Consider the following 23826-nt stretch of genomic DNA (forward strand, 5'->3'; position numbering starts at 1 on the left):
ATCTTGTTTTTGAAGATAGAATTCTTGTATATAAGAATAAGACGGTGGTGTTTGAGTAGAATGACGAAAATAAGTAAAAGAAGTTATGAGGTTAACGAGTTGACAAGGCCTGTTCGCGGCCGCGGGGTTTTCTCCTTGTTAACTTTTCAACTTGTTAACTCGTCAACTATCAGGAAACTTAATCTCATTTCATTAACTGCTTATCGAATCCCATCGCCACTAACTTCTCATAAGCTTTCCAAACATCACCGGGTATCTCCTGGTAGATCTGGAAACCTTTTTCGGGATAGAATTTTATCCGCTGCAGATCGCCCACCATCATATTGATAAGCTTTTCAACGGAAATATCGCTGGTAGGATATTCTTCAAATGAAAGCAGGGGAGAAGTGACCAGCAATTTTTTATCGGGCCATTGTTTTTTAAATGTAGCATAGCTGCGGCGTTCCATGTAAGGCTTCTGCACTACTATAAAACTATCCAGGTTCAGGTTTTTCTCCTGCAGCAATTGTTGCGTGAACTGAATATTCTCGCCCGTATTGGTACTTTTATTCTCAATAAAAATGGCTTCGCGCGGCACGCCTCTGTCGAGAGCGATATTGGCAAACAGTTCGGCTTCTGTTTCCGCCCACATGTCTTTGGTTAATTTTCCCAATCCCCCGGAGAAGATGATGATGGGAGCATATCCCTGCAGGTAAATATCAGCGCCCCGTTCGGCGGTGCGGGTGTCCAAATTGCCCAGCACCAGGATACAATCGGATGGTTCCAGCGTATGGTTCAGCTGATGATAATTCCATAATATTTTAGCGAGCCCTGTGGCTTCCTGGTTTATCATTATTTTGTACGGTTAGGTGATGGTCCCTGCTAATAAGCAATAAATCTGCCAATATCCTGAACTATGAACCCTTAGCTCGAACAGCCTCATGTTTGTTCAGTTTGTGCAATTCAAGCACGGTGCCATTGGCCGTTTCATAATACATGGGAATGAATTTGCGGTTGAATTGTATTTCATGATAAGTGTAGGAGGTGCGTTGCTGTACAGTATTACCGTATACGTCATTAAAACCACGGATAAGTACATAGATCTCCATGTCATTTGCAGCCAGGTCTTCGCCGGTAAAGCCGGCCAGCGGGCTTTGGTCGTCGATGGGATGCACCACTGTCCAGTTCATAGGCATGCTTTCAATTTTACTACGTTCCAGGGGCAGGGTATAATACCGGTATTTAGCCTCCTCACCGTTTTCACTGACCGTCATAGCCAGGTTTACCTGTACATTTACATCGGAGAGCGCATGGTTTTGTTTGTAACATACAAACCGGAACATCAACGCAGTTTTATCTTTGAACGGAGCAATTAAAGCATGTTCGCTGAATTTCACGTGCGCACGCGGACGGGCAAATCGACCGTAAATAAGACCGGTTGCCAGGGCAAATGACAAAAAGCCGCTCATGGCTTCCACCGCCGCCACCAGGTTGGCCAGATCGCCTACCGGGTTCACCCTTCCATATCCTACTGTGGTAAAAGTTTCTGTACTGAAAAAATACAATTCCTTGAAAATTTTACCGGGTGTATTGGAGATAAAACCGGTGAACTGGTCAGCGCCTATCAACCAATAAATGCCGGTATAAACCAGGTTGATGCTGAAGAAGAAACTTACAATGATACAAATGAATTGCCAAAGAGGCAGGTTGATCATAGTATAGAAAATACTAAAGCGGTCCCAGAAAGGCCCTTTTTTGTGCAGGTTGAAGGTTCCATCCTTGTTTATAAAGCGGCTGCCATTTATTATCCCGGTGTTACTAAAACCGGTGTCGTCGTTTAATTTAGATACTGGATTCACTTGATTGGTTAAAGACATCTTGTAGGTATTTACCCTGCAAATGTAAATACCTAGTTCCATTTATTGCTTGTCCTGTTCCAGGTAGTAATGCCTATTTTAAACTGAACCGGGTTACTGAACTTATTGGCGGCTGAACCCACCACATATATGCCCAGTTTAAATTTACTGTTTGCACTAAATGGCCATTTGAAAACCCGCTCGATACCCGCAAAGGTCTCTATATAGCGCAATGACCGTTCCGGCGCTATCAAAAAGCCGCCCCCTGCCACTTCGCGCAACTGTAATTTCTTCAACAAGGGGATCTTATTGAGAAGGGCGCCGTTAAACTGGTGCAGGTAATGCCCCTGGTAAAACCGTTTGAACACGGGGAAAGTAGAGTCCAGCGACTGAAACGCTTCCTGTGGGTTCATAAAAAGAAAAGGATCGCCCCGGCGCTGAAATTTATAATCAACCAGCCGCAGGTCTTTTGTATTGTAGAAACTGCCCGTACGTATGCTGTAGTTCGAGATGCCCACCAGGCCCAATTTTAATTCCTGTTCAATACCAAACTCCAGGTAATCGAAATTTACCTTGCTATTCATAAGCCCGGGAATGCCTTTGCGCATGGAAACATAAAAGGTGGGCCAGGCAGAACCCAGGATGATCTTTTCCCGCGGTTCCCTGATATACCGTTGCCGCGGCGTATAGGCCAGCCTGATCTTTCCATAGGTGGCATTGTAAGGTTCAAAATCAACGGGCTTGTTATTGGCAAGCGCGTCGATATTGCCAAACAAACTATCTACCTGCGCATTGGTTTTGTAATCACTCACCGAGCGGCGGAAGGCAAATTCAAGGTCGGTATACAGGAATAAGCCATTCAACAGCTCCACTTCATGGCCAATACCCAATGCATTATCAAGGTACACATTGCTGCGTTTGATCTGGTTGATCCAGGCATCGCCCTGGAAAATTAACTGGAATTGCCGTCCTGCACTCACTTTCAGCATGCCGCGGTTAAAGGGATTATATAAATATTTTACCGACAGGCTGCCATTGATATCGTGGTTGCGAATGCCATAGCTGAGATTGGGGTCTATCCAAATGCCTTTGCGGTCAGGAAATCGTTTACTATAAAATAACATGGCCATAATACGGGTGCCACCAAATTGTAAAGGCTGGTACAAGCCGGGCAGGGGTGGTAACGACCAATGCCGTTCCTTTTCATGATCATTAAACTCCTGACCGCTCCAGAACCATTTTTTCCAGGTTAGTTTGTTGATTACCCTGTCTAATGAATCAAGGTATTCTTTGGTATGCACGGCGCGGTAAATGCTGTCTTTATAATGAATAAAGCGAACTTCTTTTTCTGTCAGGGGTTCTGTTCTGTTGGCCTGCCAGAAGCTGCTGTCTTTTTCATAAGCCTCCTGTGCGGTGGCGCTTACCTCCACGCCAAAATGTTTTTTATCGAACTGTTTATGTAATTCAAAATCCTTATAGGTAGCAATGGTAATGCCCGATTTTTTGGCTTTATTGCTTTTTGAATAATAGGTGAACTGTTGGCGGGTGATCATCCAGGCGGTATCATTAACCAACTCATACTGCTGTTCTACTTCAAAAAAATCATATTCGGGTAAATGATATTTGGGAAATTTCAATTGTGTATGTGTTATTACCCATAAACTATCGGCAATGGTTATTTCTCCTTCTACCGTAGCATTGCTTACCTGGCGCGGCTTTACACTGATGACAAATAATTTCCGGGCGCCCTGGTGTTCGGTTCTTACCAGTCTGAACCGGTACGCCAGCAATCCGCTGTAACTGATGGGCGAGAGAAAAGGCGTTTCTGATAGCGCCCGTGTTTTAATGAGGCTGTTATAGAAGTCGAAATCGCCCTGTGTGGTTGACAAATAAAACAATCCATCTGTATTGCCCCGGCGGGTTACGCCCAGCCGTTCTTCTTTACTGTTCTGTGAAGACCGATCGAGCTGCAAAACAATTTCGGCCATCGCCATTCTGTCCAGTTCCGGGTGGGGCTTGTCTGCATTGATAACAGGTATGGTATCATTTCTAACCGGCTTTTTCTTTCCTTTTATTTTTAATGAATCTTCCTGAACGGCTTTGATATATACCATACAGGAATAAGGCCCGGCGGCCGATTGAATGGAATCTTTACGATGGATCACATTACGGATGATCTCTTCTGACCGGTCGCGCGATTTTCCTTTCACCACTACTTCAGAAAGTCCTTTGGAGTCATCCACCTCCATGATAATGTTTTGTAAATAGTCGGCTTTTTGAATAATGATGGTGAGCACCTGGCTTTTGTATCCGATCATACTAATCACCAGGTCGTACTTGCCGGGGTCAAGCTGCAGTTCATAAGTACCGTCCTCTTTAGTGACCACGCCATGTTTCCATTCCTTTACCTGAACGGAAGCAAAAGCCAACGGTTCCAACCGGGTGTTTGTTATTTTTCCATGAACTTTATACGATTGCCCTAAAGTGTAGGAAGATGTGAGCGCAATAAGAAAAAGCAATAGTATAGTTCGGTTCATGCAAGAGTTAGGGTTATACCTTTAATGTACACAGATATTGCATGAGGATAAAGGCAGCTTGTTTACTTTAAACGGACTTTAACACTTTAGAGTTTTAGTTCATAGGTTATTAAGTTATTAGATTTTGTAAGTTTTTTGAACTTAATAACTTATGAACCTACGAACCTAATAACCGGAACACATGAGTCAGATAATCACTTTACCTTATCCAAAGCCATCTTAGCTGCCAACCCCGTAAGTACGCTTGCCATAAACCATTTTTGTACGCGTATCCATTTGGGATTGGCTGAAAACCACCTGGCCATTTTGGCTGCCACCAGCACAATGATGAAGTTAATGGTAAAGCTGACCATGATCTGCACAATGCCCAACGTTAAACTTTGCATGAACACGGAGCCGTAAGCGGGTTTTATAAATTGAGGGAAGAAGGATAAATAGAAGACAGCTACTTTGGGATTGAGCACATTGGTCAAAAAGCCCATGCGGAATAGTTTGCCGGGTTTGTCGGGTTTAAGATCGGTGCGCGGCTCAAATACATTTTTACTGCCTGGTTTTATTGCCTGCCAGGCCAGGTACAACAGGTATATTACCCCGGCGGTTTTTAAAACAGTATACGCATAGGGTATAGTAAAAAGCACGGCGGTTAAGCTAAACGACACCATCAGAATATGAAACAGGAATCCACAAATAACGCCCGATAAAGAAATAAGTCCGGCCTTGCGTCCCTGGGTAATGGAACGTGAAATAAGATAGATCATATTCGGGCCGGGACTGATTACCAGTCCGAAAGCAGCCAGCGCAAAAAGCAGGAGGTCGGTAACAGGGATCATGTTGTTGTGATTTGCAACAAATGTATCCTTTTAAGGCAATGTCTATATAGACCAATTGAGTACATTCCGGGTAGACCAATTGCATCGCAACCGTGAAACGGCAAACCGCGTCGCGGCAAAGGAACTGCTGAATGGAAAGGCACTTTCTTATCACCAGGTTCACCTGTTAACTTGTTAACTCGTCAACTAGTCAACCGGGATCCCGTATTTCTTAGCCTGTGTTCTAATAAATTGATCAGCTTCCGAACTCCCATCCGCACACACCAGGTCCATTTTCTTCCCAAACTTTTGAACCAGTGCAGGGTTATTGATCAGTTCAAGCGGTCCCTGTTCCGTTTGCACATTAATGGTAGGCAAACAGGAAGAATCGCCAAATGCAGTCACTTCATTGGCTTTTGTAATAAATGAACCGCCCATACCGCCATGCGAAGTATAGAAGAAACGTTCCTCCGCATGGTCAACACCAATATATTTAAGCGAAGTATTACCAAAATAAGTGCGTGATCTCACATCAGGGTGACGACGTGCATGTGCCACGAATTTCACATTCTCTACATTCATGCCATCCAAACAACCTTCGCGGTCAACAGAATCATACAAACCCATAAAATACACCCGCACGAGCGGACTCAACATTCTGGCCAACGCAGTGGTGGCCAAACCACCCCGGCTGTGACCGATCAATACCACGCGTACATCATCGGTAGTAAGCGGCTGGTGCGCCAGCATATTCTGGGTTACCTGTACAGGTTTACGATAAGAAACCGAATACCCGCGGCCGGCCATATATTCCTGCGTGGTGCGTTCCTGGTTCTGCATGCAACTGTTCACATCAAACATCTCCAGCGGTTTGATGGCCTGACTTTTAATAGCGGGGAAAAGAGAACCGATACGTTGATAAATAAAATCCAGCGCTTCCTGCAGAATAGGTTCTGTATCGCTGCCGGTAACTACATTGGATGGACCATTATACCAGCGCCGGTCTATGTCCATAGCGCCATAATGAACATCGCGGATAAACTTGTAGGTACTGCTGTTGCTTCCATCTTTATACATCCATTCACGGGAGCCCGTGCCGTCGATACCAACTACGATATATTTATTATTCATGAAAAAGGTTTGATTAATGGTAACTGGGTATTCTGTAAAACAGGTGGTGACGTGACCAACAAGGTTATAACGTCAACCCCTGATTGGCAACAAATTTTACACCAATTTCAGAAATTTATTCTAATTTAAACATCTGAATATTCAACCGGCACGTAAATTGGTTATAAATATTTATGCATTGAATATTTTTTTGTCCTAATTTCGTTTTGCTGCACTGAGAGCATGATCAAGACATTCCCCTTTTGACACGCTTCCCTGGTTGCGTTGACTCGTATACCCAATACATTAACTTTTAAGATCATGCGGCTGAAGTATTATACCTTACCATTGGATCCCGACTTGCTGATGCAAAAGAAAGAGCATCCTGGTTGTTCCTTAAAACAATCTGTAGGCCATCACCTGCACCTTATTATTACCACAGCTTTTGGTGAAATGCAAAGTGATGTTGACTTTGGCAATTCTATCTGGGACCATGATTTTGATAATCTTACTGCCCGCACCCGGCAACAGGAATGGATGAAAGAATCCCTGTTACAGGCCATTCGCAAACATGAAAAAAGACTGGATGCCATTAAAGTAGATGTATTGGTTAAACAGGAAGAAGTAAACGCACTTTCTACAGAACGACGCGTTAAAAAACGCCTCGATATTAATATTTCCGCCCGACTCACGGCTACAAGCGAAGACATTACTTTCCGCGACAGCTTTTTTGTGAGCCCGTTATCATATAGTTAATTGTTGATACAGGCCCTGATCATTAGCACCCTGGTTATACACAATAGCCAGTAACATATTTATTATACACAATGGAAAATCGGGAACAAATAAAGAACCGGATGATGAAAACGGCTGCGCGCCTGTGGGGCTATCCGGAAGATGAAACCGAATCATCTTTCGACCCGCTGGTGAATGTGCTGTTCTCCGCTACTGCATTGGAACTGGAAAAGATCTCGAATGAGATCCATGCTTCGCGTGCCCGTTTGCTCGAACGCATGGTGCAGCTGTTGTCACCGGAAGTATTATGTGGTCCTTTACCGGCGCATGGTATTTTAAGTGCAAGATCAATTGATGAAGTAGCCTGGCTGAAAGGAAACGATCAATTCTACAGCTCACAAAAAAGAGGCGGTAATTATGAAGATGAATCAGGCGCCACCGGTTATAGAGATTTTTTCTTTACCCCAACCGGCAGCTTTCAACTAAATACAGCCACCGTTGCTTACCTGGCTACCGGGCATCAATTGTTCCGGTACCGGGAAATGATCTCGAAAGAAGTGATCACGCATTGTTTGCCAGGCAAAGAACTGGAGCAACGCGTGCTGTGGATCGGCCTTACCGGTGATCGTATTAAACTGCACAATACACAGTATTATTTTGAGATCAGGAATGAAGTGAACAAAGAACTATTCTATAAAAACCTGGCCGATGCCCGCTGGTTTTACGGCGACCAGGAAATGGAAGTAGTGCCGGGGTATAACCAGGAAAACATCAGCGGCGAACACCTGGACATTGAGCAATTGCTGATTAGAAAGAACACCGCCTCCTGGAAATTAAAAGAGTTTGTAAATGCTTATTACAAACCCAAATTCATTACCATTCGCCATCGCAATAAAACAGTTACAGAACAAGGCGGTTGGCCGGCAGAATTATCACAAGCCTTTGATAAAAAAGAATTGAAATCGTTACAGGCCGACAATGTACACTGGCTGAAAATTCAATTCCCCGAAAATATTGCCACCTCCGTATTGCAGGATGTGGTGTGCCATATCAATTGCTTTCCTATAATTAATGGCAGGCTGCACGAAACGCTGCACCACATGCACGACATCCTGAATATTGTGCCCCTGCAAACCAACGACATCTTCTTTGATCTGCATGAGATCTCTGACCAGGATGATCATATATATAACCTTCGGGCATTGGAGAAAAGTGCGCAGGAAAAACTAACGGTGATCCTGCGTCAGGGTGGAGTAGGGCGCTTTGATGAACGCGATGCTACTATGATCATCGAGAACATTGTTCAGTTGTTAAGCGATGAAAGCGCTGCATTCTCCGTGCTGGGCCGGGATTTTCTGTCGGGCGAACTGAAGCAATTGCAAACGATCATTTATAAGCTGGAACAACAAATGATCACCCGCGAACTCAACCGCGAGTACACGCCCTTCCTGGTAGTGCGAAAGGATAGCAAAGCAAAACTGAACAACCTTACCATATCATACTGGAGCACCGCTGCCGAACAGGGAAACGATATAAAAGCAGGCACCACGCTGCAATCGTATAAAACTCAAAGTTTGTACCATACCAATTGTACGCTCATCACAACTACCATTGGTGGTCGCAACCGGTTAAGCGCCTCAGAAAGCATAACGGCGTATAAATCGGCCTTGCTTTCCCGCGACAGGTTGATCAGTCTTGAAGACATAAAGATCTTCTGCCGCCTGCAATTGGGCAATACGGCCAAACATATTGAGGTAAAGAAAGGCGTAATGGTGCCCCGGCAGGTATCGCAGGGCTTTATGCGCACCATAGACGTAACCATTAAGCTGAACCGGAAAGACTTTATGGAGGTACAGGAGAAAAACCAGCTCCAGTACTGGAAAGAAAGTCTGACGTTGAAGCTGGCTTCCAAATCAGCCGGATTGACACCGTTTAGGGTATTTATTGAGCAGGAGAATTGAGGAAGAGTTGACCAGTTAACCAGTTGACGAGTTGACCAGGTTAAGGTAAGTTGAAAGGGTTGATAAAGGTGGCTGCGAATAATAGTGATGCCTGAATTTTCGCGAGCCATTTCACGTTTGACGTTTCACGTTTCACGATTAGTTCATCAACAATGACAAGACACGAAGCCATAGAACAATTCTTTAACGAGCTGTCGGGCAGCCTGCACGATACAAAAGCGGAGGTGATGGCCAATCACGCATTGCAAAACAATGTGCACCCCGATGATTTTGTTGTGTTGCACGACGGCCGTTTTTACCGGGAATACCGGACGGATGTATATGCTGTAAATAAGATCGACGATGCCTGGCTGCATCAGTTATTGCAACTCCGGTTATCACGCTCCGGTTTATACGACCTGGTGCCCGAAGGACTTTTTCACCAATCGCATACCGGCACCAAATCAAATTCAGCCACCGAGCTGGCAGCCCAAAGCCGGATAGACCGCAAAAAAGAAATGGCTGCCCGCAAGTTCTTTCAACCGGTTGAAAACAGTTTGTTCAGACAACGGGTACTGCTGGAACAGGAAGAAGAAAACCTGCTGGCCGGGATGGACAATGGCCTGCTGAACGATTATTTCTTCACCTTCTGGGAGTTTCCCGAAGCACTGAATAAAACTTCGGCCATGTTGCTGGTATTGCTGTTACCGTATGCACATGCCATTGCCGGAGATATTGAGCTGATGCAAAACTGCTGGAGATCCTGTTACAGGAAAAAGTAACCATTGAACAGGTAACACCTGCTGATTGTGTGGCGCCCGGTAAGGACAACAGCCTGGGTATTGGCGAACTGGGCAATGACTTCGTTTGCGGACAAACCTTTTCAGAAGATTATCCCTGCCTGCAATACAACATAGGTCCCTTGCAACAATCGAAACCTGTTGATTATGTAAGCGGTGGTGATAATGATCTGTTGTTAGAAGTGTTCAATAATTATTTCGCACCGGCGGAAGCCGATATCATTATAAATGTAGAAGTTGATCGTACCCGTGCTTTAGTAGAACTGAATTCAGATTAAAGTCCCATCCTGGGTTTCTCAGCTATTTAGTAATTAAAATTTGAACCTTATAATATGATGACACCCGAACTTAACAGATTGTTATTGTACCTGGGAATAGGCCTGGTCAGCTTTTCAACGATCATTGGTCTTTTCGCTAAAAAAATACGTAACAGTTTTAAACCATTCAGCAAAAAAGCTATCTGGTATCTGTTGATTTCTGTGGCGGTATTTGCATTGACCGGTTTATTCATTGCAGCCGGCTTTTTCTCCAACTACAACAGGTACTTTATTTTCTTCCAGGTTTTATTTCTGGTATATGGCGGTTTGCATATTTACATGATGCAACGCAAAATGGACTGGGGTAAAGACAAGCAATCTTTTTGGCCCGATCTCATTTTCACCGTATTGATCGGATTAGCCGGCGCCATTTGTTTTATGCTCACATTTCGCTGGGTAAACCGGGAGGGGCTGGAAATTTCGATGATGTGGTCGACCATATTTTTCATTATTCCTTTGTTTGTATGGCACACCTTTCTGACCGCCCTGGCTATTCCGCCCAAAGTACTGAATCAATGGTATTACCCGGTACATGAACCCATGGAAGATCCTGAAGAAAGCAAACTGAAGAATATGCTGCTCATCAGTTTTGAATTTCAAAAGAACGGGCAGGATACATACTTCACCAACTTCAGGGCCAAAGCTCCTGTAGATATGGAACTGGGTGAGTTGTTCTATTATTTCATCAACGATTACAATGAACGGCATCCGCAGGGACAGATCCTGTTCTCCAGTGGCATTGGCAAACCACATGGCTGGATGTTTTACAAAAAGCCAAAATGGTATACCATATTAACCACGTACATGGATGCAGATAAAACTATTTTCCTGAATCGCATCAGGGAGAATGATGTCATTGTGTGCAGCCGCATTATTGAAAACTGAGGATTGAACAAAAACTAAACTAATCAAGCATGCAGTCAACAACTGAATACTTACCTGTGAATTGGGTAGATGGGATGAAGATCAATAAAACACATTTTATTGCCCAGGACAATGCATTCACTTACCGGCAGGCCCATACCGTAAGCAGTTTTTTAAATGAACACAACTATGGATTATTACCGGTATTCGACCGGCATCATACCTCCGCCAAATTATTTTTATCGCTCGATAATGAACAAACGGTGCACCTGCGTATTCAACGTTGCCGGGCAATTTCCCGCGGCGGTTATGTAATGGAGTTCGATACAGATACTGCCCTCACGGGTCAGCAGTTATCGGCAGGTATTCCGGGATTGCAGGTGCCGTTCAGTGAGTTGAAAGACCGGAGTGCATTTTATTATGTAGTGTTAAGCATCGATCCGTACGAGCGCGTGCCATTTGGCACTGCCGATCCAAAGGAAACGCCACCCCGGATGCCATTCACCATGCCGGTATATTACCTCACGTTATTGCCTGCGCAGGAAACCAGTGCGCTTTCATTGGGTCAATTCCAGGTGCCCGTAGGCAAGGTGATGGTGGAAGACCAGGCGGTGAGGTTGGTCGAGAATTATATTCCACCCTGTACAGCAGTAAACAGTCATTTCGAATTGCTGGAAGTACATGCCGGGTTGGAGCAGTTCTTTGGCCAGATGGAATTATACGCCCTGCAGATCATTCAAAAGATCTTACAGAAGAAACAACAGAACGAACTGGCTGATGCTATCTATAAAATTTGCGAGAACCTGAGTGTGTTCACCGCTACAGAGTTCAGCAATTTCAAATTATCATACATCTACCAGCCACCAGTGTTTATGATAACCGCTGTAACGGGCATGGCGCGCCTCATCAAAAACACAATGGACTTTTACGCCGGCACCAGTAAAGATGAACTGGTCAGTTATTGCACCGAATGGTGCGGTGTAAGCCAGGGCGAACTGGAATCAGCTATCACCACCCTGTGTAGTTACCAGTACAATCACCTCGACATCAATGATGCGCTGGACAAAGTATTACAGTTCACCCAGATCATTTCATCATTGTTCAACAACCTGTCGCGGCTGGAGTACATCGGCAAGAAAAAAGAGACCGGCATTTTTGTAAAAGAACAGGTGCTGTCACCGCAAACCGAAACCGCGCCGGTAAAGAAAAGAAGAAGTTTCCTGGCAGACTAATCAACGAACCATCAATCAATAAACCAATAAAAAATGCCCAGCGTATTAAACCATAAGGAAAGAAACCGCGCATTTTTAAAATTCCTGTTCTTTTTTACTATATCCGTGTGGCTCATTGTGGGAGCCATCTACTTCGATATGCGCATTCCTTACAAGGAAAACGATGTGTTGCGCGAACAGGTTACCCGCTACCGTAACCAAACCATTGCCCAGGAAAAATTTGTAAGCAGTATGGACCAGGCTAAAATGCTGATCGACTCCCTGAAACAACCAGGCGTAAACAGCATGTACCTGAACCAGCAGATAGCCGCCAAATTGCGTGAGCTCACCGACCTGCAATACAAGGACAGCAGCATGTACAGCCGCATGAATAAAAACGTGCTTGACCTGTACCTGCGTTACCAGGATGCTACCAATAAAGTGGTGAGCATGGGCGATTTGCCAAAACAGCTGGAAGATTACAAAGGTAAGTTTGAACAAACCCAACGCGATCTTGACCAGGCGCGCCGTGACATCGATCTGTTGAGAAGAGCCAGTACCGCTGGCGGCTTTTAACCCCGAACCGGTCCTGAGCGGAGTTGAAGGGTCGAAGCGCAAAAAAATAGAACTTTTATTATTTGTTCCCTTTTGTCAATATGTCTTGTGGGTTGTTGTAGTTTTTGTACCAGTAGCCGGTTTATTAACGATCCTTACTCTTCCGGCAGCAACAAAGCGCTTTTTCCAGTAAGGATCATCGAGGTTGGCAATACTCACCCCACTGGAAGTAGAGGCATTGATAAAATACTGGTTGTGCAAAAACATCCCAACATGGGAGATCGGCTGACCGGGAACCGTACAAAAGAAAACCAGGTCGCCCTCAGAAAAATAATTTTTACCATGAAAAGGCTCCACATTTTTTGTAAAGAACTGTTGCGCGGAGGTGCGGGGAACCTGGATGTTGTACACATCATTCAGCAGGCGTTGAATAAAACCCGAGCAATCGATGCCCCTTTCATCATTGCCGCCGTACTTGTAAGGCGTTTTCATCCATTTATCAATGAAGGCGTACAGGGTATAGTTGGTAAGGCTGTCGGGATCGATCTTCAGGTAAGCGCCGTATTTGATGAACATTTTCCGCTCGGCACTGGCATTGGCAGGCGCCAAAGAAGGATCGGCGGACTTCACCACAATGGTTTCGTACTGGTTGGTTGATTTACGCGAACTGGAACAGGAGGCCAGGAAAACCACCAGGCAAAAACAGCCGGCAATAGAAAGTCGGGAACCAGGGGATCTATATTGAAATGTGTGCATTCGCTTCATAGTTAACAGGAATAATGTAAAATTATGGAAAATAAAAAAATACAGCTGGCATATCTCGACGAAAAGGTCATTCTTACGATGATCATTACTGCTTTGCTGGGTTTGGTGATTACCGGGTTTAAATACAAGAATTACGAGCATTGTTTCGATTTTCATATAAAGGCAAAGGCGAATTTTTATCGAACCGACGAACCTATTCACTTTGAGACCGATGCCCTGTACGCAAAGGAGTTTCAGTGGGATTTTGGCGATAATGAGAACAGCGAAACCAACATCAGTTCGGTGGTGCATGCCTACAACCTGCCCGGCGAGTATACCGTGGCTTTAACCATTAACGGCACCTGTACGGAATATAAAACGATCTATATTACCCGGGCGCCCAAACTCGAAAATCCCCTGCTGCTGCCCCGGTTTATTTGTCCGCAACAGGCAGAAGTGGGTAAGGCTATTACCTTTCAGGATACTACCCCCGGCGCCCATAGCTGGGAATGGCGTTTTGGCGAAACCGCTGTCATTGACGCTACCGCCTCCACCGCCAGTTATGTGTATAAAACACCGGGCTTAAAAACCATTTCCCTGGTGTTGAACAACGATCCCAAACAACTCGGGGTTTGCAAAGTGTATGTGAACGATAAAACAGTGGCGCCATCCAGGTCGAATGCCCGTGTGCCACGTTCTTCGGGTCCTTCCTTTGTTATAGTACCGGCCAAACCACAGGCGCCCCCATTGGAAGAGCAAAATCATCCGCAACCAGCCGTAACCGAACCGCCCAAACCACAGGGTGTGACCATCAGCAAACAAGATCTGGAAAGCAAATTGCGCGGCGTGGTGAACAATTATTTAACCGCAGAAAACTTCTCGCAATATTTCTGTAACAATCTGAATGTGCCTGTAAGCCTTAATGGAACCGAGATCACGTTTACGCAGTTCTGTACAAAACTAAGTTCCATCAGGAATGATAAAAAAATAAAACAACTGAACGTACAACAAATAAAAAGCAGTGAAAACAACTGCCTCATCGGGTTAAATGTAAGCCTGAAAATGAAGCAGGGATTCCTCGGAATATTTTAAGCTGTTAAACCATTAATCAATGACTGAAACATTATTAGGTACCACCATATCTGATTCATTCAAAAAAATGAACCACATTGCCCAGGCGATCGCCCGGGAAAATATGCACCCGCATATTGCGCCGCCGCATTTATTGAAAGCACTACTGCACAAAGATGCCGGACTGCAATCGCTTTTGAAGCAACTGGACAAAGACATTTATTATATGGAAGAGTGGGCCGAAGTGCGTATGGAAACATTGCCAAGAGCTACCCGACTCGATGATACATTGACAGCTGATGAACCCGTAAAGGCCGTCATGGAAGAAGCAGACACGATCAGGGTGATGACGGGCAGCGACGAACTGGAAAACCTGCACGTGCTGGCCGCCCTGAGCACCCCGGGTGTAGGGTTCAGTTATGAACAATTAAAAACTTTTCCCATCCAACGGCAGGAGTTGCTGCAACAATCGATAGCCGACAATACCCTGAATAAAATAACCGGTATTGGCAATAATAAGAGCGGATCAAAACCAGCCAATCACCAGGCGCTGTTAAAATACTGCACGCATAAAAATGAGCGGGCCAAAGCTGGCAAGATCGATCCTATTACCGGCCGCGATAAAGAGATCAGGGCGATGGCAGAGATCCTGGGCCGCCGGTCAAAACCCAATGTGTTGATCGTTGGCGAACCAGGTGTTGGTAAATCGGCACTGGTAGATGGGTTCACCCTGGCTATTGAAGAAAAAAAAGTGCCCCGCTTTTTGGAGCATGCCCAGGTATTTGAGCTGGACAATGGCGCACTGGCTGCGGGCGCCTCCTACAAAGGAGAAGTGGAAGAGCGATTGAAGAACATCATCCAGGAAATAAAACAATTCGACAAAGCCATTTTGTTTATCGACGAAATGCACGTGCTGATGGACAAACAGGGCGCTATGGCCGGTGCCGCCAATTTATTAAAACCCGAGCTGGCCCGTGGTGAACTCACCGTTATAGGCGCTACTACATTGGAAGAATACCGGAAACACATTGAAAAGGACGAAGCCTTTGCCCGGCGCTTTGATGTAATACAGGTAGAAGAACCAGACGCCGCCACCACTTTCCGCATGATGCAAACCATTATGCCGCACTACAGCAAACACCATGCGATAACCATAGAAGATGAAACCCTGCATGATACTATCAGGCTGGCGAAACGTTATGTAAAGGACCGTCGTCTGCCCGATGCAGCTATTGACCTGGCCGATCATTCCATGGCCGCGCTTCGCCTGGCAAGAGATACCGGCAAACAGGTAGTGGATGAAATGAAAGCTGGGTTTGATGCCATGCAAAACGAACAAGCTACACCTGATGACTGGAAATGGCATTACAACCAGTTGCGCAATAAGATCAGTCCAATTTTGTGGGCTGCGGTTCAATCAGAAACCGATCCCATGCAAATGACCGATGCCAATGAAATTATTCACTATTTAAACCTTGCGTACGAAGCCTTGTCAGAAAGGGCGGCCGATGATCGCCAGGTGCTCAATCAGTCAGATGTAGCCGCTATTGTAGCCCATAAAACCGGCATTCCTATTGGCAAAGTACAGGCGCAGGAAAAAGAACGGCTGTTGAAAATGGATGAGATCCTGAAACAAAGAGTAATAGGGCAGGACCATGCCATCCGCTCCATCAGCGAAGCTATTCTTGAATCTAGAGCCGGGTTAGGCAAACCTGGTCAACCAATAGGCTCCTTCTTTTTCCTGGGACCAACGGGTACGGGTAAAACAGAATTAGCCAAAGCACTGGCCGATTTCCTGTTCCAGGATGAAAACTCGATGATCCGGTTTGACATGTCGGAGTTTAAAGAAGAGCACAGCGCCGCCTTATTATATGGTGCGCCTCCCGGTTATGTTGGATATGAAGAAGGCGGATTGCTTATTAACAAGATCCGTCAGCAACCTTATTCAGTAGTGTTGTTCGATGAAATTGAAAAAGCGCATCAATCGGTCTTTGATATTTTTTTACAGATCATGGACGAAGGCAAACTGCACGATAAGTTGGGAAAGGAGGGCGATTTCTCCAATGCGCTCATCATCTTTACTTCTAATATCGGCAGTCAGTATGTAGTGGATTCATTTATTAAAAACCAGGTGCCGTCGAATACGCAGTTAATGGAGATCATGAGCAACTATTTCCGGCCCGAGTTTTTAGGCCGTTTAACAGAGATCTGTCCGTTTGCACCTATGACCAATGAAATGGTTGAACGCATTCTCAATATTCAACTGAAAGGGTTATACGGTTCGCTGGAGAAACAAGGGATCACTTTACAACTCAGCGATGCAGCTAAAAAACAATTAGCAGTGCTGGGGTTTGCTCCCCAATATGGGGCGCGGCCATTGGCGGGTGTTATCCGGAACCACCTGCGTCGTCCTTTATCGCGCAAGATCATTAGCGGGGAAGCAGGGGCTGCAGGAAACACTATATTAATAGTAGATGTAGACGATGAGGGAAATTTCTTATGGAATAGCACGTCAGCGGTGTTATAACTATAATGACTATGTCAATGTTAAAGTTAGTCACGTGCAACATTAATTCTATATGAATTGTCAATTTTGACTAACGGAAATATGTAAATTTATTAGCCAATATTAAGGCAAGGTTAAAAACAAGTTCACCGAGTATTTTTACCACATGGTTATTGGGGATTTTTAATAATTAGTGTTCATTCATTATAAATAGGAATGAAATTTGTAAAATCCACTCGGGACTTTTTCTTCTGATATCCAATCCGTCAAACCACTTTGTTCGTAAATTAATTCGACTAATCATCGCTGAAAGCGGGTCATATTCTGAAAACCAAAAATATCTATCATGAGCATGGAGCCTTACGGAATTGGCGGCACGGAAGTAAAACAAGATGCCTTCGAAGCCTTTGCAGAAATCCCTCAAAACCGGGTATTACTGGCCGAAAAACTCACACACGACCCACCTGTTAAACCTGTTATCACGGAAGGATTAACAAGTATCGACGATGTGTTTGAACACTTCAAACCAAAAGTTGATATGACCTTTGAAACGGAAGATGGCGGCATGCGCCGGGAAACACTTCACTTCAAAGGACTGGCCGATTTTGGCGCCAAAGGTATTATTGCACAAAGTGAGTACCTGGGAGATGTGAATATGCAACAGCTGCAATACCAGAAAATAATAAAGCAGTTAAAGACCAACAAACTGCTGAAACAGGCGCTCGCCAATGCAGAAACAAAAGAGCACATTATAAAAGCGTTGCAGTCACTGATACAGGAACTTGACTCAGCCAGGTAACAGTTACACCCAGGTTCCATTTTTACCTTTATCATTAAATCATAACCATGAGTTCTGAATCCATTAAACCCGCCCAGCAAACGGCGCTTAAAGAAGAAAAATCTTTAGCATTGCAACCGGTTGAACAACTGGAAAACAGTGTGCAGGGCCTTGCTAAATTCGGCGGCTTTGATCTGTTGGAATCAGCTATTGACGCTGTACAAAACATCAATCCCGAAAGAAAAGCAAGAAAAAAGATCTTCCTCGAAGAGAACAGCAAAAAAGAAGAACGTACTTCACTTAAAAAAACGCTGAAGCTGTGGCTGGATATACTCCAAACTGCCGATGATCCTGCAGAGATGATCCAAACCTGTAACGACCGCTCCGAAGTGGCCGGTCAGATTTTGAAAAAGAACCTGAAGGAAGCAGTAAAAGAAACCGAGCAACTCGAAAGATCATATCGCTCTGTAGCCCTCTTCTTCAAAAATACAGAAAGCCTTAAAGTAAAGAATGTATCGGTGATCAACGCTGATCCAGATCAGGTAAGAGATCTGGACAATACCCGTTTCATCGATGCCATCCATAATGAACTGACAGATAATTACGATCGCCTCGATCTGCGTAACAACTATAGCTTACTGATATTACCCGGTTACCTCGGCAGCAATAAAGTAATTGAGAAATGGGCGAAGATCGCCTATGACAATAAAGTAATGCTGGTGACCGATTTCGAAAACCTTGACAGCCCGGATGACGTAATGGAATTGTTTGAAGCCGCCAACCTTACCGGTGGAGATCCTTATCGTTCCAATGTTATCATGGCCTGTAACTGGCTGGTTGGCCGGGGCCGTTTTGCAGAAATAGGCGAGGAGGACGACCTGATGGTTCCGCCATCGAGCGCACTGGCCGGAAAGATCTACAACACCCTGATGTCGCAGGTTACAGCCGGTAAAAAATTCGGTGGCATCAATGAAGTAGATGGCGTTCGGTTCGACCTGAAGAAAAGTGAAATTGCCAGTCTTGAAAAATTGGGACTGATCCCCATGGTGAAAGAATATGGCAAAGTAATGGCCTTCTCTGCCAAAACATTATTCAACGGTGACAACCTGGGCTTACAAACATATTCAGTAGTGCGTGTATTTGACTATGTAACAAAAGTGATGATGGACTTTTTGAACCGTCGCGCTTTTGAAAACTTCAATGCAAGCACCCGTAAAGAACTGAACGGCCAGATCGTTAAGTTCCTCGACGGAATTACTGGTCCCAATAAATTGATTGAAAACTTTACCATCAAGCGGTTCGAGCAGGACCCTGTTCAAAAAGACCGCATTTACCTCGACATTCATCTGAAACCGTATTTCCCCGCAAAAACTTTCATGATCAAGTTAGAAGGGCAGAAAGGAGACGATTCCGAAGTGGATTGGTCTTCTAAATACGAGCAGGATAAGTAAGCGTATGCTTACCATCTAAAATCCATATCTCACCCCAAACAACCACCCAACTGTAGTTATCAGTGACATTACCAAATGACACTGACAGGGCCTTTTTGCTCTATCGCATAACACCAGAAAATCAGGCACGATCACCTGATTAGTAGTAATGTTTTCGTCTCAGACGAGAGCAACAGGGATTGTTTTTTATTATTAGGTCTATATACCATTATTTATTAATCATTCAAAACCATTAATTATGTCATTCAAGGCAAAATTAAAAGTGGCTGGAAAGGATATCAATGTCCTTTCATGCAATTACCAACTGAAACAGGAAACAGATGCAACTGGTCGTCCTTCATCTATCACCCGTGGTGGAAAGATCCAAATGACCGTAGAGTCTACCGGCGACACCACTTTCTTCGAGTGGATGACAAACAACTTCGAGCGTAAAGACGGCTCTATCGTATTCATCAAACGTGATGACAATGCCACTTTAAAAGAATTGAAGTTCGGTGAGGCATACCTGGTTGAGTACCGCGAAAATTTCGACGGTGGCAACGATATGCCTGTTACCGAAACTTTCACGCTGAGCGCCAAATCAATTGAATTGGGCAGCGGTAAACACGAAAATGAGTGGGTATAATTAAAAGTATCATCAGTAATGAGTAAAGGTTTGCCATTCACCCCGGAGTAATCGGGGGTGAATGGCTCCTTTGATAAACGGCCATAGATTATCCTAAAAAACACTAATCATTATCCCATGTCATTTATAGCAAAACTGAAGTTAGATGGCGAAGAATTGAATATCCTGCATTGTGCCTACCGTTTCACGCAGGCGACCGATGGCACCGGTAAACCCACCGCCATTCCACAGGGCGGTTCGGTTACGCTGGTAGTGGAAAGCAATGGCGAAACCGGTTTGTTCGACTGGATGATAAGTCCAACCCAAATAAAAAGCGGCACCATTACTTTTTATCGTCGCGACAACATGAGTAAATTAAAAAGCCTGCAGTTCACCGATGCGCACTGTGTAGATTATTATGAAACCTATGATCACAACAGTGACAGTCCGATGCGGGTGCAAATAACACTCAGCGCCAAAGAAGTAAAACTGAACGAATCAAAATTCAAGAACAATTGGCCTCAGTAGACCAAGGCTCAGGGCACAAGGTACAAGGCACAAGGAAGACGAGGTGAGAGACAGGAGATAAGACACACAGCGAACTTCCATTGCCGATTGCCGACTGCCGATTCACGACTTACTGTATCATTAACCATAAACGACATAACATTTTTTATGGCCCAACTAATTAGTAGCAATATAACCATTGCCGGTACTCCTATTAAACAAATTACCTCTTTTCAGCTAACCCAAAATATTTTCGATCATCATTACTTCCGGCTGGTATGCCCCGCAGAATCACTGGAAGGTTTGGAAGGGGGAATGCTGCAATCATCACGTAACCTCATAGGAGGTGTTTTACAGGCATCTTTCACCACACCCACTACCGGAAGCGGTTTACAATTCAGAGGCATCGTAATGCAGGTAGAAGCCGACCGGTTCAGCGGTCATACCGGTAACATCATCATCTCCGGAACCAGTCCCACCATAATACTCGACAACGGCCCGCACTGCAAAAGCTGGGAGAAAAAAGCGATCAAGAACATTGCACAGGATGTGCTGAAGCATTTCCCGCAAGACCTGTTGCAGGCGCAGGTGTCACCCACATATCCAGAAACGCTGGCCTATACGGTTCAATACAAACAAACCGCCTGGCAGTTCCTCAACTTTCTTTGCTCAAGTTATGGCGAATGGTTGTACTACGATGGCAACCAGTTGCAGATAGGCGCGCCAAAAGCGTCAGAAGCAACCGCTTTGACATTTGGCAGCAATATCAGCCGGTTCAGCATGGCGTTACAGGTACAACCAGCCAATAGCCAGATGATGGCGTACGATTACCTGAACCATGATGTGTACACCAGCACCCCGCAAAGCATTGAAAGCAAAGCCGGCCTGAACGATCTGGGCCGCCATGTATTGCAGGCAAGCAACAACGTATACGCTACCCAGCCCAAGATGTGGAACAACCAGTTTGTAAGCAATAAAAAACAGCTGGACGATACCATCAACATTCGCATGGCCATGCAAAGCAGCAATACGGTTCGCTTTTCAGGCAGCAGTGCGCATCCGGGTGTTAAAATAGGCGGCAACATAAATATTCAGGGGCAAAATCTCTATAACCTGGCGGGCGAAAGTTATGGCGAATACACGGTTCTTTCCATCAGCCATTATTTCGACGGACAGGGAAATTACAACAACGACTTTACAGCAGTTCCTTCCACTATAAAATTGCCACCGGTGAAAACAGGCGCCATGCCGCATTCAGAAACGCAAAGCGCCATGGTGACCGATAACCACGATCCAAAAGGACTGGGCCGCGTACGGGTTAAATTTCACTGGATGAATGGCACAGAAAAAACGCCCTGGATCCGCGTTACCAGTCCGCACGGCGGCGGCGGCAAAGGCATGTTCTTTATTCCCGAAGTAGGGGAAGAAGTAATTGTAGGGTTTGAAGGCGATAGCCCTATAAAGCCTTATATCATCGGCACGGTATATCATGGCAAGGCCAGCAACAGCTACAGCAATGGCGGCAATGATGTAAAAGCCCTGCAAACCCGCAGTGGCAATAAAGTTATTATGAACGACAAAGACGGCAGTGTGTTTGTGGAAGATAAAGACGGCAACAGCATGCTCATCGATGGCGCGGGCAACATAACTGTCAAATCCAATAAAACGGTTTTGATAGATGCCACCAACGAGATCACACTGAAGACCAAAAAGATCACCCTGGAAGCCGAAGACGAGATCATCATGAACTCCAAAGTGCTCGACGGACAATTCACCGAAACCTCCACCATTTATGGTAAGAATGAAAATAATGTGTTGGCAAAAAGCGCCGTGAATATAGGTTCCGATAACAAAGTAGATATTGGCGCTTTGGAAGTATCCGCTTTTGGCAAAACCAAAGTATCGTTGGATTCAGAAGGTTCAGTAGAAGCAAATGGAAAAATGATGACGACTATTGTGGGTGGGCAGGTGAAGTTGAATTGTTGATCAGTTGACGAGTTAACAAGTTGACGAATTGCGCGAGTCCTTTCACGTTTCACGTTTGCCGTTTCACGTATTATGAGTCTGAAAAATAAGCGACCTTAACTATGAATGAACATAACCCAATTACTGTTCGCATCGATGAGATGGTTCAGGTTTGGAAAAAGAACGTCCAGCCTCAACACCACCTTATCCGCTGGATGCTGAAACCGGAAGACCATCGCATGTACGAAGGGTTTTGCCGGCTGGAAGCATCGCCACACGGAAAACTCGATAACCTGTTTGTCTTCTTTTATACCTCCTTCAGCCAGACAGGTACTTACAGTCATGCCCTCTTACAAAACTGGTTGAATGAATATGATGACGAGCAAAATCAAAAGCTGCTGGCCCGGGCCGGCAAAGGCATTTGGGATGTAGCACCTATCAGGAAGGCCGTAACCGAAAAAGACTATACTGCCTGCGACCAGTTGTTGCCCGCCATGATCCAATCCTACCGGAATTTCATTGGGCAACCCAACACGTTGTTTGTGCTCGGTTTGTTACCAAAACAAATGAGCAGCCCCGATCAGTTTCAACAATGGATACAACAATGGATGGAGCAACCCAAACAACCCGGCATCCAGTTGCTGGTGTTTGATCATGTAGATGGAAATTTCTGGGGCCATGTATTTGAAAACTATGCCGATCACGCGGTAACCCTGAAGCATGATCTGCGCATGCAGGATGCCATCAGGCAAATTGCCACCGCGGGCGCCGCTACCGATCCTTATGCATTTTTCAGAAAATGCATGTTCGAAATGGGCGCGGCCGCTAACAAAAAAAACAAACCCCTGCTGTATGAATGGGGCGAGAAAGCCATTGAGAGCGGTAAAAAGACAGGCGATAAAAGCTTACTCGCGACAGCTTATATCACGTTTGCCGGCATGCTGTTCAATTTTAAAGACCATGAACGCATCAATGAGCTGCTCGATACCGGCATCAGGTTGTGCAAACAGGAAATTGCCGGCGGCAATGAATCCATAAAACCCTTGCTGCTGCAATATTATACCTATAAAGGGGCCGATTGCCAGATCCAGAAAGAAAGAAAAGAAGCGCTGGAATGGTTTATGAAAGCCGGCAATGAAGCGGTTGCTTTTGGGTTTGCATCGCAAGCTGTATCTGCCTATTATAAAGCCTGGATATTCGCCGATTACAAAGGCTGGAAGGAAGAAAAACTACAGGCCGGTAAACAGGCACTACAGCTCACCAACCAGTTGACCGATGAGGAAATTCAAGCCTCGGAATATCCATTTATGGCGTACGACTATGTGCAACAGAAACAGCAGGAGGAAGATAGCCTTGCTGAAATAGTGACCCATAAAATGCTCGCCGCCTATGGGCCCGACTGGCAACAAACCATTGAAGAACTAAAACAGAATTACACCAGGAAAAAGATCAGACAGGCAAACGCAGGCGAAATAATGGTTTCATAG

At 45.1% G+C, this 23826-nt stretch carries 21 protein-coding genes; 15 read left to right on the forward strand and 6 right to left on the reverse strand.

Features of this window, described 5'->3' with window-relative positions; genetic code table 11:
* Positions 1-184: 184 nt before the first annotated feature.
* The 5 genes from ACJ751_RS08395 to ACJ751_RS08415 form a co-directional block, all read right to left on the reverse strand.
* On the reverse strand, positions 185-832 hold the full coding sequence (locus ACJ751_RS08395) for a YdcF family protein (protein ID WP_407745044.1): 648 nt from the start codon (positions 830-832) through the stop codon (positions 185-187).
* Between the two features lie 61 nt (positions 833-893).
* Entirely contained in the window at positions 894-1838 is a 945-nt protein-coding gene (locus ACJ751_RS08400; protein ID WP_407745045.1) for an ion channel, read from the reverse strand.
* Positions 1839-1888: 50 nt separating this feature from the next.
* Complete coding sequence (locus ACJ751_RS08405; RefSeq protein WP_407745046.1) at positions 1889-4372, reverse strand: DUF5686 and carboxypeptidase regulatory-like domain-containing protein; 2484 nt, start codon at positions 4370-4372, stop codon at positions 1889-1891.
* A gap of 194 nt (positions 4373-4566) precedes the next feature.
* Positions 4567-5202, reverse strand: a complete 636-nt coding sequence (locus tag ACJ751_RS08410; RefSeq protein WP_407745047.1) for a LysE family translocator — start codon at positions 5200-5202, stop codon at positions 4567-4569.
* Between the two features lie 186 nt (positions 5203-5388).
* Positions 5389-6312 carry a hypothetical protein gene (locus tag ACJ751_RS08415; protein WP_407745048.1) on the reverse strand — a complete coding sequence of 308 codons (924 nt, stop codon included), beginning with the start codon at positions 6310-6312 and terminating at the stop codon, positions 5389-5391.
* A 300-nt stretch (positions 6313-6612) separates the two neighbouring features.
* On the opposite strand from ACJ751_RS08415, the gene ACJ751_RS08420 reads away from it, so the two are divergent.
* From ACJ751_RS08420 to tssO, 7 genes are all read left to right on the forward strand, one after another.
* The gene (locus ACJ751_RS08420; RefSeq protein WP_014218865.1) at positions 6613-7047 is read left to right on the forward strand and encodes a GPW/gp25 family protein; all 435 of its coding nucleotides are present in this window, start codon (positions 6613-6615) and stop codon (positions 7045-7047) included.
* Between the two features lie 71 nt (positions 7048-7118).
* Positions 7119-8987, forward strand: a complete 1869-nt coding sequence (locus ACJ751_RS08425) for a hypothetical protein (RefSeq protein WP_407745049.1) — start codon at positions 7119-7121, stop codon at positions 8985-8987.
* 152 nt (positions 8988-9139) lie between these two features.
* Entirely contained in the window at positions 9140-9748 is a 609-nt protein-coding gene (locus ACJ751_RS08430) for a hypothetical protein (RefSeq protein WP_407745050.1), read from the forward strand.
* A gap of 29 nt (positions 9749-9777) precedes the next feature.
* Entirely contained in the window at positions 9778-10044 is a 267-nt protein-coding gene (locus ACJ751_RS08435; RefSeq protein ID WP_407745051.1) for a hypothetical protein, read from the forward strand.
* 54 nt (positions 10045-10098) lie between these two features.
* A complete protein-coding gene (locus ACJ751_RS08440; protein WP_407745052.1) occupies positions 10099-10968 on the forward strand; it encodes a TssN family type VI secretion system protein in 870 nt (289 codons plus the stop codon).
* Between the two features lie 29 nt (positions 10969-10997).
* The gene (locus tag ACJ751_RS08445; RefSeq protein ID WP_407745053.1) at positions 10998-12179 is read left to right on the forward strand and encodes a hypothetical protein; all 1182 of its coding nucleotides are present in this window, start codon (positions 10998-11000) and stop codon (positions 12177-12179) included.
* Positions 12180-12212: 33 nt separating this feature from the next.
* Positions 12213-12734, forward strand: coding sequence for a type VI secretion system TssO (gene tssO / locus ACJ751_RS08450; RefSeq protein WP_407745054.1), 522 nt, complete (start codon positions 12213-12215; stop codon positions 12732-12734).
* 75 nt (positions 12735-12809) lie between these two features.
* On the opposite strand, the gene ACJ751_RS08455 is transcribed toward tssO, so the two are convergent.
* The gene (locus tag ACJ751_RS08455) at positions 12810-13469 is read right to left on the reverse strand and encodes a C40 family peptidase (protein WP_407745055.1); all 660 of its coding nucleotides are present in this window, start codon (positions 13467-13469) and stop codon (positions 12810-12812) included.
* 33 nt (positions 13470-13502) lie between these two features.
* On the opposite strand from ACJ751_RS08455, the gene ACJ751_RS08460 reads away from it, so the two are divergent.
* The 8 genes from ACJ751_RS08460 (at position 13503) to ACJ751_RS08495 (ending at position 23826) form a co-directional block, all read left to right on the forward strand.
* Positions 13503-14549: a PKD domain-containing protein gene (locus ACJ751_RS08460; protein ID WP_407745056.1), complete on the forward strand. Its 1047-nt coding sequence runs from the start codon at positions 13503-13505 to the stop codon at positions 14547-14549.
* A 19-nt stretch (positions 14550-14568) separates the two neighbouring features.
* A complete protein-coding gene (locus tag ACJ751_RS08465) occupies positions 14569-17055 on the forward strand; it encodes an ATP-dependent Clp protease ATP-binding subunit (RefSeq protein WP_407745057.1) in 2487 nt (828 codons plus the stop codon).
* Positions 17056-17380: 325 nt separating this feature from the next.
* Entirely contained in the window at positions 17381-17833 is a 453-nt protein-coding gene (locus ACJ751_RS08470; RefSeq protein WP_407745058.1) for a hypothetical protein, read from the forward strand.
* Positions 17834-17880: 47 nt separating this feature from the next.
* On the forward strand, positions 17881-19263 hold the full coding sequence (locus ACJ751_RS08475) for a DUF5458 family protein (protein WP_407745059.1): 1383 nt from the start codon (positions 17881-17883) through the stop codon (positions 19261-19263).
* 238 nt (positions 19264-19501) lie between these two features.
* Positions 19502-19888, forward strand: coding sequence for a type VI secretion system tube protein TssD (gene tssD / locus ACJ751_RS08480; RefSeq protein WP_407745060.1), 387 nt, complete (start codon positions 19502-19504; stop codon positions 19886-19888).
* Between the two features lie 117 nt (positions 19889-20005).
* Positions 20006-20395, forward strand: coding sequence for a type VI secretion system tube protein TssD (tssD, locus tag ACJ751_RS08485; protein WP_407745061.1), 390 nt, complete (start codon positions 20006-20008; stop codon positions 20393-20395).
* 147 nt (positions 20396-20542) lie between these two features.
* Entirely contained in the window at positions 20543-22360 is a 1818-nt protein-coding gene (locus tag ACJ751_RS08490; RefSeq protein WP_407745062.1) for a type VI secretion system Vgr family protein, read from the forward strand.
* 101 nt (positions 22361-22461) lie between these two features.
* Entirely contained in the window at positions 22462-23826 is a 1365-nt protein-coding gene (locus ACJ751_RS08495) for a hypothetical protein (protein ID WP_407745063.1), read from the forward strand.

Source organism: Niastella sp., from assembly GCF_045805085.1.
Taxonomy (GTDB): Bacteria; Bacteroidota; Bacteroidia; order Chitinophagales; family Chitinophagaceae; genus Niastella.